The organism is Gynurincola endophyticus, assembly GCF_003991195.1.
Classification (GTDB): domain Bacteria; phylum Bacteroidota; class Bacteroidia; order Chitinophagales; family Chitinophagaceae; genus Gynurincola; species Gynurincola endophyticus.
Map to the genome: position 1 here is coordinate 143,954 of NZ_RCWL01000003.1, position 13,205 is coordinate 157,158.

Annotated in this window: 15 protein-coding genes; 6 read left to right on the forward strand and 9 right to left on the reverse strand. The window is 37.8% G+C overall.

The genetic code is table 11. From position 1 onward, the window contains the following. Positions 1-39: 39 nt before the first annotated feature. Entirely contained in the window at positions 40-459 is a 420-nt protein-coding gene (locus D9O48_RS07145; RefSeq protein ID WP_126972114.1) for a hypothetical protein, read from the reverse strand. A 197-nt stretch (positions 460-656) separates the two neighbouring features. On the opposite strand from D9O48_RS07145, the gene D9O48_RS07150 reads away from it, so the two are divergent. Both D9O48_RS07150 and D9O48_RS07155 read left to right on the forward strand, forming a co-directional pair. Continuing rightward, entirely contained in the window at positions 657-1,301 is a 645-nt protein-coding gene (locus D9O48_RS07150) for a DUF5606 family protein (RefSeq protein WP_126972116.1), read from the forward strand. A gap of 80 nt (positions 1,302-1,381) precedes the next feature. Then, positions 1,382-3,100: a M3 family oligoendopeptidase gene (locus D9O48_RS07155; RefSeq protein ID WP_126972118.1), complete on the forward strand. Its 1,719-nt coding sequence runs from the start codon at positions 1,382-1,384 to the stop codon at positions 3,098-3,100. A 174-nt stretch (positions 3,101-3,274) separates the two neighbouring features. Here D9O48_RS07155 and D9O48_RS07160 read toward each other — a convergent pair whose 3' ends face one another. Further along, positions 3,275-3,691 carry a Fur family transcriptional regulator gene (locus tag D9O48_RS07160; RefSeq protein ID WP_126972120.1) on the reverse strand — a complete coding sequence of 139 codons (417 nt, stop codon included), beginning with the start codon at positions 3,689-3,691 and terminating at the stop codon, positions 3,275-3,277. Positions 3,692-3,702: 11 nt separating this feature from the next. Then, positions 3,703-4,350, reverse strand: coding sequence for an SCO family protein (locus D9O48_RS07165; RefSeq protein ID WP_233589199.1), 648 nt, complete (start codon positions 4,348-4,350; stop codon positions 3,703-3,705). 100 nt (positions 4,351-4,450) lie between these two features. Here D9O48_RS07165 and D9O48_RS07170 point away from each other — a divergent pair, with 100 nt between their 5' ends. Together D9O48_RS07170 and D9O48_RS07175 are read left to right on the forward strand one after the other, a co-directional pair. Next, positions 4,451-4,843 (forward strand): MerC domain-containing protein, encoded by a 393-nt coding sequence (locus D9O48_RS07170; RefSeq protein WP_126972122.1) that lies wholly within the window; start codon positions 4,451-4,453, stop codon positions 4,841-4,843. Positions 4,844-4,950: 107 nt separating this feature from the next. After that, the gene (locus D9O48_RS07175; RefSeq protein ID WP_126972124.1) at positions 4,951-5,547 is read left to right on the forward strand and encodes a NifU family protein; all 597 of its coding nucleotides are present in this window, start codon (positions 4,951-4,953) and stop codon (positions 5,545-5,547) included. Positions 5,548-5,714: 167 nt separating this feature from the next. Here D9O48_RS07175 and D9O48_RS07180 read toward each other — a convergent pair whose 3' ends face one another. Then, positions 5,715-6,587, reverse strand: a complete 873-nt coding sequence (locus D9O48_RS07180) for a pirin family protein (protein WP_126972126.1) — start codon at positions 6,585-6,587, stop codon at positions 5,715-5,717. Positions 6,588-6,648: 61 nt separating this feature from the next. Next, on the reverse strand, positions 6,649-7,236 hold the full coding sequence (locus D9O48_RS07185; protein WP_126972128.1) for a Crp/Fnr family transcriptional regulator: 588 nt from the start codon (positions 7,234-7,236) through the stop codon (positions 6,649-6,651). A 41-nt stretch (positions 7,237-7,277) separates the two neighbouring features. Here D9O48_RS07185 and D9O48_RS07190 point away from each other — a divergent pair, with 41 nt between their 5' ends. Together D9O48_RS07190 and D9O48_RS07195 are read left to right on the forward strand one after the other, a co-directional pair. Further along, on the forward strand, positions 7,278-7,805 hold the full coding sequence (locus D9O48_RS07190; protein WP_126972130.1) for an AAA family ATPase: 528 nt from the start codon (positions 7,278-7,280) through the stop codon (positions 7,803-7,805). Between the two features lie 27 nt (positions 7,806-7,832). Further along, positions 7,833-9,506 (forward strand): ArnT family glycosyltransferase, encoded by a 1,674-nt coding sequence (locus D9O48_RS07195; protein ID WP_126972132.1) that lies wholly within the window; start codon positions 7,833-7,835, stop codon positions 9,504-9,506. 1 nt (position 9,507) lies between these two features. Here the strand turns inward: D9O48_RS07195 and mtgA are convergent, their stop codons facing one another. From mtgA to D9O48_RS07215, 4 genes are read right to left on the reverse strand one after another with little or no spacing between them, the layout of a single operon-like run. Further along, positions 9,508-10,215: a monofunctional biosynthetic peptidoglycan transglycosylase gene (gene mtgA, locus D9O48_RS07200; protein WP_126972134.1), complete on the reverse strand. Its 708-nt coding sequence runs from the start codon at positions 10,213-10,215 to the stop codon at positions 9,508-9,510. Positions 10,216-10,259: 44 nt separating this feature from the next. Beyond that, positions 10,260-10,829, reverse strand: coding sequence for a hypothetical protein (locus tag D9O48_RS07205; protein WP_126972136.1), 570 nt, complete (start codon positions 10,827-10,829; stop codon positions 10,260-10,262). A 35-nt stretch (positions 10,830-10,864) separates the two neighbouring features. Then, positions 10,865-11,512, reverse strand: a complete 648-nt coding sequence (locus tag D9O48_RS07210) for a LysE family translocator (protein WP_126972138.1) — start codon at positions 11,510-11,512, stop codon at positions 10,865-10,867. A gap of 36 nt (positions 11,513-11,548) precedes the next feature. Next, on the reverse strand, positions 11,549-13,081 hold the full coding sequence (locus D9O48_RS07215) for a GH3 family domain-containing protein (RefSeq protein WP_126972140.1): 1,533 nt from the start codon (positions 13,079-13,081) through the stop codon (positions 11,549-11,551). Positions 13,082-13,205 lie beyond the last annotated feature (124 nt).

The window sequence follows — 13,205 nt, forward strand, 5'->3', positions numbered from 1 at the left end:
AAAAAGAGACTGTAGTGGATACAGTCTCTTGAATATAATTTAGAAATTTCCTCCAGGACCACCAGGGCCGCCGGGACGTCCGCCACCAGGGCGTTGGTTAAGACTCGGAGCTACCTTTTTCTCCCATTGCTTCCACTCATCAGCTGTAAGAACTGCTTTTAAGCGGTTATCTCTTTCACCTGAAAGCTTTTCATTATTAGCACGCATCGTTTCAAAATCAGGACGCTGGCCGCTGTTACGGATTGCTTCCATCTGAGTTTGTTGCGTCTGGTAGAACTCGGTAAAGATTGCTTTTACGCTATCGGTCTTCACTGCATCTAGTTTCAACGACTTAGCTTCTTTGATAACATTGTCAACTCGTTGTTCTACTGTCATTCGCTGGCCACCGCCCGGTTGAGCCATCAAAACTGACATACTGGTGAATACTGTAGCTACCAAAATGAAGGCAAACTTTTTCATATTCTTTTGTTTTTAGGATGTTTATTATTAATTGGACGGTTTTTCTGCACAAATCTTGCGATTTAAAGCAAAAAATGATGAAATTGGTCAGAATTGTAGTTTAAAAAAGTATAAATGCGTTAATTTGCTTACACATAAAGTGGGTTTGTAAAAAATTGGTTTATCTTGCAGACCCTTTAAAATACATCGATTTAGGTATGGAATATGGAAAAATCATAGCGGTAACCGGGTTACCAGGTTTATTTGAGTTAGTTAGCTCAAAAAGTAATGGTGCGATTGTTCGTTCTTTAGAAGACAATACCACAAAATTTGTGGCCAGTCGCGTGCACAACTTCTCTCACTTAGAAAGCATCGAAGTATATACTGTTCGTGAGAACGTTAATCTCATTGAAGTATTCATCGGTATGAAAAACAGTAGTGAAGCTGTTCCTGACGGAAAAGATGCTGCCGCATTGAAAGCCTATTTCGAGAAAGTTGTTCCTGAATTAGATTTTGAGCGTGTATATGCCAGCGATTTAAAGAAAATGGTAAAATGGTTCGCTATTATTGATAAAAACAATATCGAACTGAAAAGATATGAAGAGTCTTTAGCGGAAGAAACTGAAGCTCCGGCTCCTGTTGAAGAAGAAGCTCCGGCTCCGAAAAAAACCGCTAAAAAAGCGGCCGCTAAAGAACCGAAGGCAGAAGCTGCTGAAGAAGAAACTCCGGCTCCAAAAAAAGCAGCTAAAAAAGCAGCTCCAAAAGCAAAAAAAGCGGATGCTGAAGGCGAAGAAGCCCCGGCTCCCAAAAAAGCAGCAAAAAAAGCAGCTGCTAAATCAACAAAAAAATCTGACGGAGAATAATTACTCTGTTTGTTTCAAAATATTTATTTTACAAAAGCTACAACCGATCCGTTGTAGCTTTTGTTTTAAATACTATGACTATGAATTTATCAGCAGATATTAAAAAAATTGAAAGGAACTTTTTACCGGAAGTATTTAGCATCAACAAATGGAGCGATTTACAACCCTTTTTCGATCAATTAGTTAATAGAGAAATCAACAATAGGGCAGAACTGGAACAATGGCTGAAAGACCTTAGTGAGCTGGAAGCTGTTGTAAGTGAAGATTACTGTTGGAGGCATATCAGAATGACCTGCGATACCGAAAACGAAGCCATTAAACAATCGTTTATAGATTTTGCTTCAACGATTCAACCGGAAATTCAGGTGTACGCCGATCAGTTAAACAAAAAATTGCTGGCTGTTCCCTATCTGAGCGAATTAGATAAAGACCTTTACTTTACTTATATCAGAAGTATACAGAAAAGTATTGATTTATTTCGCGAAGAAAACATTCCCCTTACTACGAAGCTTAGCGTAAAGCAACAGGAGTACGGAGGAATTGTAGGCGCATTAACCGTAGAAGTAGATGGCCAGGAATATACTTTGCAACAAGCTGCCAAGTACCTGGAACATCCCGATCGTGCAAAAAGAGAATCGGTTTACAGACAGATACAGGAAAAGAGATTGACTGTAAAAGACAAACTCGATGATTTATTCAACGAACTGATACAATTAAGACATCAGGTGGCGAAAAACGCAGGCTATGAGAATTATGTTGATTATAAATTCAAGGAACTCGGGCGTTTCGATTATTCTGAAAGAGATTGTATTCAGTTTCATACAGCAGTAAAAACAGCTATCATGCCGTTGGTAGATAAGATCTATCAGCAAAAGAAAAAAGACCTGGGGTTGAACGAACTTCGTCCGTGGGACCTGGAAGCTTTACCGGCAAACGTAAAACCGTTAAAACCGTTTACATCAGGTGATGAGCTTTTGGCAAAAAGTATTAATTGTTTTGAAAAAGTGAATCCTTTTTTCGCCGACTGCCTGAAGAAAATGAAAGCAATGAATCATTTTGATTTAGACAGCCGTAAAGGAAAAGCACCGGGTGGATATAATTGCCCGCTCGCAGAATCCGGAGCTCCGTTTATTTTCATGAACGCTGCCGGGCAGATGAGCGATGTTATAACAATGGTTCATGAGGGCGGGCACGCCGTGCATTCATTTCTCGCGCACCCATTACCGTTAACATCGTTTAAAGAGTATCCGATGGAGATTGCTGAAGTAGCATCGATGAGTATGGAATTGTTCACCATGGATGAGTGGGATACATTTTTTGAAAACGCAGACGAATTAAAACGTGCAAAGTTTTATCAGTTTGAACGTGTCATCACGATTTTTCCGTGGATTGCAACAATTGATAAATTTCAGTTCTGGTTATATAAGAATCCGCAACATACGGCAGCAGAAAGAGAGGCCGCATGGGTTTCTATATTCAATGAATTTACTTCTAAAGAGTTAAACATAGACGGACTGGAATTATATAGAAAATATTTCTGGCAGAAACAGTTACACCTATTCGAAGTTCCTTTCTATTACATAGAATACGGAATTGCACAACTGGGTGCAATCGGTTTATATGCTCAATATAAAGAGAATAAAGAACGTGCTATTGAAAACTATATAAATGCACTAAAACTCGGCAACACAAAAACACTACCTGAATTATATCAGGCTGCAGGTTTAAAGTTCGACTTTAGTGAACAACATATTGCAAAGTTGATGCAATTTGTGCAAAAAGAAATGGAAACGTTATGAATAAATTAAAATTTTAAATACCCTTTTTAGGGTAGTTTTTATTTCATTTTTTTTATTATCTTTGGTATACACATTTTTGATCTGTATAAAGCAATTGTATTGCTTTTATATATAAAGAAGCTACTAATCAGAGCCTTAACCAAAAGTCGCGATGTTTCTACATCGGGGCTTTTTTTATTTACAGTCTTTACATACTCCTTTCACTACCATTTGTTGTTCTTCCGCAACAAAACCAAATGGCAACCTAACGGAAGGAATCAAAACATCTTCTAAACAAATCGTAATATTACAACCGCTACAGATAAAGTGAACGTGATTATCATGATGATGGCCTTCTCCGCAAGAATCTTTACAGAGTGCATAACGGATAGCATTATCCGCTGTAGGAATGGTATGAATAATTCCTTTTTCAAGGAATGTTTGAAGTGTACGATATACGGTAACCCTGTCGAACTTTTCGCTGGTTCGTTTTTCGATGTCGCCGTGAGCCAATGCGCCGTTACTCGAAAAAAATATTTCCAGAATTTTTTTTCTGCTCCCCGTAATACTCAGATTGTTTGATTTTAGCATATCATCAATCAGGTTATCCATAACAACTACTTTTAATTACCAAAAATATTATTTACAAAGCGGGTTTGGTCAACCGGTTCTTCGATGAGCTTCTTAACATCCTGGTGAAGCTCTTTCAATTCTTCTTTCTTTAATCCGTCATACACTTTTCTTACACGGCCGGCTTTGTCAACCAGCGCAAAAAACTGTGTATGCATGAACTGCTCTTCAATACTTTTCAGATTATTTTTCGGATCATCCAGCAGATATGAGTTTCTGGCTGCATTGTAGAGGCTGTCTTTTCTTCCAGTAAGGAAAATCCACTTATCCGTATCCACTCCTAAAGAATCAGCATATACCTTCAAGCGGTCAACAGTGTCGGTTTCAGGATCACAGGTATGTGATAAAATTCTGAATTGAGTACTGTCTTTATAGCTCGTGTATAAATCAAGCATATTTGTATTCATGATCGGACAGATTGATTTACAGGTAGTAAAAAAGAATTCACTCACATATACTTTTCCTTCCAGGTCTCTGTTCGAGATTCTTTTACCGTCCTGATTATAAAACTCAAACGGTTGAACATATGACAATACCGGCAGTTTAACTATTCCATATCCCGGAATCAATTTGGTCATTGCAAAATAGAATCCAATAGCTATCACAATAAAAAATCCGAAATACAAAAGCGCTTTTTTCATAATCACCTATTTAAACCGCAAAATTACACTCAAAAATACTATTTAACATAACTTTGCAACAGAGTTGCAAATATTTACTTTTTTTGTTTATTTTTGCGCAATGAATTTTAAAGTAAACTGGGACGCGTTGGGTATAGCAACTTCGGTTGCTTGTGCGATACATTGTGCAGTTTTACCTCTTGTAGCCACAAGTCTACCACTCTTTGGAATCAACATTTTAAACAATGAAATGTTTGAATATCTGATGATTTTATTGGCCCTGGTGGTGGGTATCTGGAGTTTGTGGCATGGGTTCAGAAAACATCACCATTCTTTATTTCCTATTTTGTTATTCATTGCAGGGTTTATTTTATTGATTTCCAAACAAATATGGCACGAAGTAAGTTATTTTCTCCTGATTCCTGCCGTTATTCTGATCGTAACCGCTCACTGGGTCAATTACAGAAAATGCAGGGTACATAACCATGCCCATCACGACGACTGTAATCACTAAGCGGATTCTCTAAAGATTTTTTTCGGTAACAAAAGTATTTTTTGCATTTCAGCCAACAATAGTCGTGACTCTTTGTTACTTTTGTATATATTAAAATAAGTGGCATCATGATTAAAACAGGAAACCCGGTTATTAGCATCTATACAGAAATGACTCCCAATCCGGAAACAATGAAGTTTGTGGCAAACAAACTGTTGTATCCTGGTAAAAGCGTTGATTTTCCTGATGTAGAAAGTGCTAAGCCTTCCCCATTAGCTGTTGAGCTTTTCGGATTTCCATTCATCAGAGCTGTTTTCATTGCAAGCAATTTCGTAACACTTACAAAAACGAATGAAACCGAGTGGAATGACGTTATTCCTACCATTCGTCAGTTTTTGAAAGATTACTTGGAAGAAAACAAACCGGTGATCAATGAAGACGAAATCGCAGCCATTCAACCGGAAAGCAGCAATATTGTTGCAGCAGATGACGACGATGTTGTAAAGCGTATTAAAGAACTTCTTGAAAACTACGTAAAACCGGCAGTAGAAATGGATGGAGGAGCTATCCAGTTCAAAAGCTATGAAGACGGCGTTGTAAACTTAATGCTTCAAGGTTCATGCAGCGGATGCCCCTCTTCAATGATTACATTAAAAGCGGGTATCGAGCAGATGATGAAACGCATGATTCCTGAAGTAAAAGAAGTTTTAGCAGAGGCTGAATAAGTTCTATATAACTCAACAATAGTAAAACAGCCCCCGACAATGTTGGGGGCTGTTTATTGTTATGACATGCTTGTTGACGGCACAATCCTCCGGGCATCAATAAGAGCTGTTCTTGCGGTTACCTCATTCTTCTGTTACGCGTGCTGCAAGAAGTTTTGTTGTCGCTATTACTCATCTAATGTGCCGAACTTACCTGCACTATAATCTCTATAAGCCTGAACGATCTCGTCTCTTGTATTCATTACAAAAGGTCCGTGCGCAATAATAGGTTCGTTCAAAGGCTCTCCGCTCAATAACAGGATCGCCGCTCCGTCCTTGCTGCTGATTTCGAAGCTGCTGTCGCCGCTATTTTCCATTAACGCAAATTCGTCTTTTTCAACAGCTTCATCATTAACCTGTATATTGCCGTTCCAAACGATCATTCCGGTATTATAATTGGCGGGTAAATTGAGTTTGATCTTTCCTCCTTTAGCCAGGTAAATATTATACATTTCTATTTTAGAATAAGGTTTTGCACTTCCTTCTACATTCATAAAACTACCAGCCAGCACATCTACATATCCGTTTTGCTCAGGTAGCACAACAGTTCTGTCATGGTTGTTAAATGTTATATAATCGGGAGCAGTATTTTTTACTGCAGCAGGAAGATTCACCCATATCTGGGCCATTTGTAAAGAACCGCCCTCCTGAGCAAATTCACGTTCATGAAACTCACTGTGCAATACGCCCGCACCGGCGGTCATCCACTGTGTTTGTCCGGTTTCAATAATGCCACCGCCACCGCTACTGTCTTTATGGGCAAGCTTGCCTTTTTGTGCAATCGTTACCGTTTCAAAACCTCTGTGCGGATGTGCACCCACACCACGCGGTGTATCAGTTGGTGAATAGTAATATTCAGGATGATAATCAATTACAATAAAGGGATCCATTCTTTTCATATCAATCGCAGCAGAAGGATTGTATGTAAAAACCCTGAATCCGTCACCTACAAAATGGGGTTCGCCTAAAGAAAGAACTCTTTCCACATTTCTATGTTTCATAGCTTTCTGTTTTACATAACACAAAGATCTTCCTTTACCTTAAGCTGAACATTGATGTAGGTTAAGATCGTTTTTGCGCTATTTCTTTTCGTACTCTGCTGAGGCTTTCCGGAGCAATTCCCAGATAAGCTGCTAACAATGTTTGTGGAATTCGTGCAGCAATAGACGAATACATTTCAAGAAAATCTTTATACCGCTCTTCTGCCGAAGCAGATAAGAGCTGATGTATACGCTTTTGCAAGTGTAAGATATGATGATGCAATGCTTTGGTATTCATCTCTACAAAAGCCGGTTCTGATTCAGAAAGCTTTGAAAAAAAATCCAGCGGAATTACAGTAACTACCGTATCTTCTATTGCCTCAATAAAATAGGGTGATGGTTGCTGAAAAAACAAACTGCACCTGTCAGCCATAAACCATTCTTCAGCGGCAAACTGTATAATATGATATTTGCCTTTTTCGTCTATTGAATAATACGACAATAATCCTTTTTCTACATAATAAGAATAACGACTGGTTTCTCCTGCCCGCAAAAGAAACTCACCCTTTAATACGGTTCTTGTAGTAAGGTTTGTAAGCTCGTTGATCGTGTTATCAGACAAACGGATATACTTCTTTAAATGATCTGCCAAACTGATTGCGTATTCCATCTTTGCAGTTTTTATGAGCAATAATGTAACTTCACACGAAGATGAAGAAAATTGTTGTAATAGGACCCGAATCTACAGGAAAAAGTACATTATGTGAAGCATTGGCTAAACATTATGGATGCCTGTGGGTACCCGAATATGCCAGAACATTTTTAGAAGAGAACGGAGCCGATTATCAATATGATGATTTAAAAAAAATAGCAGAGGGCCAAATTCATCTTGAAAATAAATACACTACTATTGCTATTGAAAATAAACATCCATATCTTTTTATCGATACCAACTTATATGTTATACAGGTATGGAGTGAATATGTTTTTGGAAACTGTGATGAGTCAGTTTTCCGGATGCACAATCAACAACAATACGACTTGTATTTACTCTGTAACATTGATCTTCCGTGGCAAGAAGACCCACTACGAGAGCTACCCGATATAGAAGCAAGAAAAGTTGTTTACAACTATTATAAAACAATTTTACAATTTCAACAGGTTCCCTGGATAGAAATTTCGGGAGATAGTGAACAACGACTCTTAAATGCTGTTAATGGATTGGAAGCAATTTTGTAGCATTCATATCTATAACACTTTTACCTGATGAGTTTCCTTTCAAAGAATCATTTTAAGTTCTTTTTTGCCGGTTGGTTTTTAGTAAATATCATTCAGGCTTTTTTTACCGAACTGTTTCATGATGAGGCTTATTATTGGGTCTATAGCCAATTCTTTGATTGGGGATATTACGATCATCCTCCAATGATTGCATGGATGATTAAACTGGGGTACGCAATTTTTCCAAATGAACTGGGTGTAAGATTGTTGAGTATTATACTCAATACGGTTACTATTCTTATTATCTATGATTTAACCAATAAAAAAAATCCTTTTCTCTTTTACGCCATTGCTTTATCTATTGCTGTTGCACATCTCGGTGGTATGATAACCGTGCCGGATATTCCCCTTATCTTTTTTACAGCATTATGGTTTTGGGTGTACAGAAGATTTACTGATAATGATTCATGGTTCAATACTTTCTTACTCGCATTAAGTGCCGCTTTACTAATGTATAGTAAGTACCATGGTATTCTGGTAATTCTATTTACCGTTCTTTCTAATATAAAACTTGCAGCAACAGGAAAAATGTATGTTGCAGGATTGATTGGTTTACTATTATTTGCGCCTCATCTATATTGGCAATGGGAACACGACTTTCCCTCTGTACAATATCATCTGTATGAAAGAAATGCTCCTGTTTACAAATTCAGTTTTACAACCGAATATATCTTAGGGCAACTTGCATTGATGGGACCATTATTAGGATGGTTATTCTTATGGATGAATTTTAAATATAAAAGTCAGAATCTTACTGAAAAGGCTTTGCAATTCAGCGTTTGGGGCTTTCTGATTTTCTTTTTATTCAGTTCTTTAAAAGGAAGGGTAGAAGCCAACTGGACATTGCCCGCGTTAGTCGGATTAATGGTCATCAGCTATCAATACATTGACAGTCATCGCCAATATGTGAAATGGGTATACAGACTACTGCCGGTCACTCTATTGTTGGTACTCTTTGCCAGAATTATTCTGATTGTTGAAATACCTTTTGCAGGAAAAGTAGCCAAACACAATGAGTTTCATAACAACCCTGAATGGGTGTCAGAAGTCAATAGTATTGCCCGGGGTGAGCATGTGGTTTTCATAAACTCTTATCAAAGTCCTTCAAAGTTTTGGTTTTACAATCAACAATTATCTTATAGCTTAAATACGTTAAACTATAGAAGAAATAATTATAACTTTTGGACGATTGAAGACAGTTTAATTGGCAAACCTGCTTATGTATTCGGCAGCAACAAGGAAGCTCCGTTTGCCGGTGCGTTACAAGAAAAGCCTGACATGGGCCATTACTATACAACTGATTATTTTTCTTTTGGCCGGGTGCAAATATTATTAGGAAGGGCTCCGGTTGTACGTGATTCAATAATTTCGGTGAGTGGTTTATTCCGTAGCCCGCAGGGGTATTTGTTTCACTTTAAAAATCCAAAATATAAAGACGCAAAAATATTGTTGGGTTTAAAAGACGAAACCGGAAAACTAAGCGTAGTTTCCAATGGTTATACAGTAGAGCATATAGAATACAGTGAGCAGTATTTTGTGATCTCATTTGAACTACCTAATGACTTACCAAAAGGAAAATACTTTGCCCGGTTAGGTATTGAATCAGCAATAGAGCATCACCCCTCATTGAATAGTACAGGGTACACAATTGAAATAAAATAGCTTATTGAATCAGTGCCAGAATCTTTTCGTCTTTTTGAATATTCGTCATCTGTTTTAATATCCATGGATATTTTCTGCTAACGTATTTTGACTGAGGTTGTACTGTATATACCTTAGGGTTAGGTAAACAAGCGGCAATCAATGCAGCTTCTTTCCGGGTTAGTTTAGAGGCTGGTTTTTGAAAATAATGCTGTGCTGCAGCTTCAATACCATATACGCCGGTTCCCATTTCCGATATGTTCAGATAAAGTTCCAGTATTCTTTTCTTCGGCCAGAAGGTTTCAATCATAAAGGTGAAATAAACTTCCAGACCTTTTCTTGCCCAGCTCCTTCCTTGCCATAAGAATACGTTTTTTGCAACCTGTTGTGAAATAGTTGATGCGCCACGAACCTTTTTTCCCTCATTGGTTTTGTTATACTCAATGGCTTTTTCTATTCCTTTCCAATCAAACCCTCTATGTTCTGCAAAAAGCTGATCCTCTGATGCAATTACAGCCAGTTTTGCATAAGAAGACATTTCATCAAGGTCAACATAATCTCGTTTTAAACCGTCGAACTTTAATACACTTCCAAGTTGTGTAAAAGTAATAGGAGGGTTTACCCACCGGATGAGTAAGATGTAGAAGAATTGAAAGAGAACTAAAAATATAAAGAGTTTTTTGAGAAAACGTAATATGCGCAATCCCAATCCACGTCGTTTAATAGGCATCCGAGTTGTATTTTGCTAGGAAGCTGCAATTTAATATTTCATGTTTATATATCCTTGTCTGACTTGATTAAGTCTTTAATTTCGTCAGCTTTTATATACATGAAGTAATATGACTTTTTAACGTTATCTCTACTGGTGCGGATTTTCTTAATACCCCTGGATACAACATATACACCTGCAGCAATACCAATTGATCTCCAACGGTTGTTACTACTGAATTTTTCACTGCTTCTGAGGCCGTTTACAGTTTCAAGCGCAATAAAACCTAACGATCCGATAGCGAGAATTTTATCAAGATATACATCTACAAACTTATTCTTTCCACCGAATTGAGTGTTCGCATCAAGATCCAGTTTTTGAAAATCGAGATAATGGAACTTCATGGTTCTGTGAATCGTATCGATGACGGTTCCCATCTCTGTTTTGAACAAAGCCGTTTCTCCGTGAAGAATGGCAAGCGTATCATTTTCGATGTGAGAAATAAAGCCATTTACAGAATGGCCATATTTTGTTACCCCGCGTATAAAAGAACCCTCTCCGTAAACTTTTACGGTATTTCCTTTTTTATTCTTTATAATCACTACATCGCTTTTTTGCGCAACAAGCGGTTGCACAGAACAAAACAGAATAAGTAAAAGTACGAGACGTATCAATGTTGATTTAATATTTGATTTGCGTAAAAGATGGTACCGTACAATAATGCAATACCAAAACCTACTAATATTATACCTGAAACCTTATTTACTACAGAGAGTGTATTCAGTGTTAAACGCTTGCGTAATTTGCCCGCCAACAATACTTTCGCAGAATCAGCAGCGATATTCACCAATAAACAAACCGAGAAAATAATAATTCTTTCCTGAAAATTATATTTGGCAGAAAAGGCAGTAGCTGCCCCTAACCAAAAAATGAGTACACTGGGATTAAGCGTATTGATCAAAAAACCACTTGAAAAAATTTTCATCATGGTTTTCTTCGAAAATTTACTAACATCATCACAGTTTGCAGAAATAGAAACTTTCTTGAAAAACAAATAGTAAATACCGGTTATCACCAGAAAAGAACTTCCTACGTAGCCAATTACATGTTTATATTCTAACAAAGTAGTTACCAACGATGAAAAACCGTTCGAAACCACAATCAATACCAGGTCGCTCACCCATACCCCCGTCACAAAACTAAATCCGCCAACATAACCGTTGGTTAAACTTTGTTTAATGACAGTAAATATGACCGGTCCTACAGATAATGCTAAAATACATCCTAATGTTACTCCACTAATAATAGCCTCCCACATGCGATATTTTCGGATATTTTACTATAAGTTTCAAAATTATGGTAGTGATACATTTTGTAGAAAATCATTCCAATCTTCTAACATTTTGCCCTTCATCACTCTCGGAAACTTGTGTTGTCCTCCTACTTTACCTTTATGTTGTAAAAATGCCATAAAGGTATCCACCGGCAATACATCTACATATATATCTTTCAACGCACTGGTTCTTTCAACTGCGTAATCGTCATTTAATTTTTTCAAATGAAAATCCAGTCTTTCCTTGAATACCTGTGAATCTATTACTTCGCTGCTGGCTATCCACCATTGATGCGCAAAGAATAATCCGTGAGGTACACCGGCCACTGTAAATTCCGGTATAGAAACATTCAGCTCATCTGCAACTAACTGAATAGCCCTGTTCATATTGTCTACACTGAGGTGTTCGCCCACCAAACTCAGGAAGTGTTTGGTTCTGCCGGTAATAATCAGCTCTCTTTTTTCAAGATTTACGAACCGGATGGTATCACCGATCAGGTAACGCCATGCTCCGGCCGGAGTTGACAGTAACAATGCATAATCTTTTCCTTCTTCTACTTCACCAATGGTGTAAGCGATCGCGTTCGGATTGATATTGCCATTTACGTCAAAATTCTGATCATTAAAAGGAACAAACTCAAAGAAAATATGATCTTTCGACGCCAGTTTCATTCCCCCCTGCGCATTCTGCCTGTCTTGATAAGCCAGAAAACCTTCAGACGCCAGATATGTTTCTATAAATATTAACGGTTTGGCAACCAATTTATTGAATCCTTTCTTGTAAGGTTCAAAACTAACGCCGCCGTGTACAAAAAAAGCGAGGTTAGGCCAGATATCATGAATTGTTTTTAATTGGTATCGTTCTATGATTTTTTCCATGCACATCTGAATCCATGCCGGAACACCCACTACGAAACCAATATCCCATTTAGGGGCTTCTTCAACAATTTTTTCGATTTTTTCATGCCAGTCTTTGGTTTTTGCAATCTTTTTACCCGGTTTATAAAACGGGCTAAACCAAAAAGGAACATTTTTGGCGGTAATACCGCTTAAGTCACCGGCGAAATATCCGGGACCCTTTTCCAGATCTGTACACCCACCCAGCATTAACCAGCCCTTACCGATACTTCTCATCGGAAGATCCTGATAAGACCTTAAGCTCAATAGCTGCTTTATCATAATGCGCTGATTACCACGCATTAAGTCGTTCGTGATAGGAATATATTTAGAGGCTGATTCAGAAGTACCCGAGCTAAGTGCAAAATATTTTACCTTATCAGGCCAGCAAACATCTGCCTCGCCTTCGAGCGTTCTGTGCCACCACTTTTCTGTAATGGAATTATAGTCATGAATGGGAACCGCTTGTTGAAAGGCTTTTACCCAATCTTCTTGTGTTAACATCGACTCAAAATCATAGGCCTGGCCAAAAGCCGTATATTTTGCTTTTTTAAGCAATCGTTTTAATACCTTTTTTTGATGTTGAGCAGGTGGCGTCTTTGACAAACGCAATACGCTCCTGATACTTGAAGGTAAATTTATGTCTTTCAAACCCATGCATGAAGCCTTTTAAAGTTCGGCAAATTCAAAATTAATGAAAACTATGGCTAATTCTCCATTTTCAATTTTGATTGACTAAAAACTGGTAAAAATTAGCGTTTTTTTAATAGGACGCTCAACC

Excerpts from the sequence above, each read along its gene's own strand:
- D9O48_RS07145 (WP_126972114.1), bottom strand. The coding sequence starts at position 459 with ATGAAAAAGTTTGCCTTCATTTTGGTAGCTACAGTATTCACCAGTATG.
- D9O48_RS07150 (WP_126972116.1), top strand. The coding sequence starts at position 657 with ATGGAATATGGAAAAATCATAGCGGTAACCGGGTTACCAGGTTTATTT.
- D9O48_RS07155 (WP_126972118.1), top strand. The coding sequence starts at position 1,382 with ATGAATTTATCAGCAGATATTAAAAAAATTGAAAGGAACTTTTTACCG.
- D9O48_RS07160 (WP_126972120.1), bottom strand. The coding sequence starts at position 3,691 with ATGGATAACCTGATTGATGATATGCTAAAATCAAACAATCTGAGTATT.
- D9O48_RS07165 (WP_233589199.1), bottom strand. The coding sequence starts at position 4,350 with ATGAAAAAAGCGCTTTTGTATTTCGGATTTTTTATTGTGATAGCTATT.
- D9O48_RS07170 (WP_126972122.1), top strand. The coding sequence starts at position 4,451 with ATGAATTTTAAAGTAAACTGGGACGCGTTGGGTATAGCAACTTCGGTT.
- D9O48_RS07175 (WP_126972124.1), top strand. The coding sequence starts at position 4,951 with ATGATTAAAACAGGAAACCCGGTTATTAGCATCTATACAGAAATGACT.
- D9O48_RS07180 (WP_126972126.1), bottom strand. The coding sequence starts at position 6,587 with ATGAAACATAGAAATGTGGAAAGAGTTCTTTCTTTAGGCGAACCCCAT.
- D9O48_RS07185 (WP_126972128.1), bottom strand. The coding sequence starts at position 7,236 with ATGGAATACGCAATCAGTTTGGCAGATCATTTAAAGAAGTATATCCGT.
- D9O48_RS07190 (WP_126972130.1), top strand. The coding sequence starts at position 7,278 with ATGAAGAAAATTGTTGTAATAGGACCCGAATCTACAGGAAAAAGTACA.
- D9O48_RS07195 (WP_126972132.1), top strand. The coding sequence starts at position 7,833 with ATGAGTTTCCTTTCAAAGAATCATTTTAAGTTCTTTTTTGCCGGTTGG.
- mtgA (WP_126972134.1), bottom strand. The coding sequence starts at position 10,215 with ATGCCTATTAAACGACGTGGATTGGGATTGCGCATATTACGTTTTCTC.
- D9O48_RS07210 (WP_126972138.1), bottom strand. The coding sequence starts at position 11,512 with ATGTGGGAGGCTATTATTAGTGGAGTAACATTAGGATGTATTTTAGCA.
- D9O48_RS07215 (WP_126972140.1), bottom strand. The coding sequence starts at position 13,081 with ATGGGTTTGAAAGACATAAATTTACCTTCAAGTATCAGGAGCGTATTG.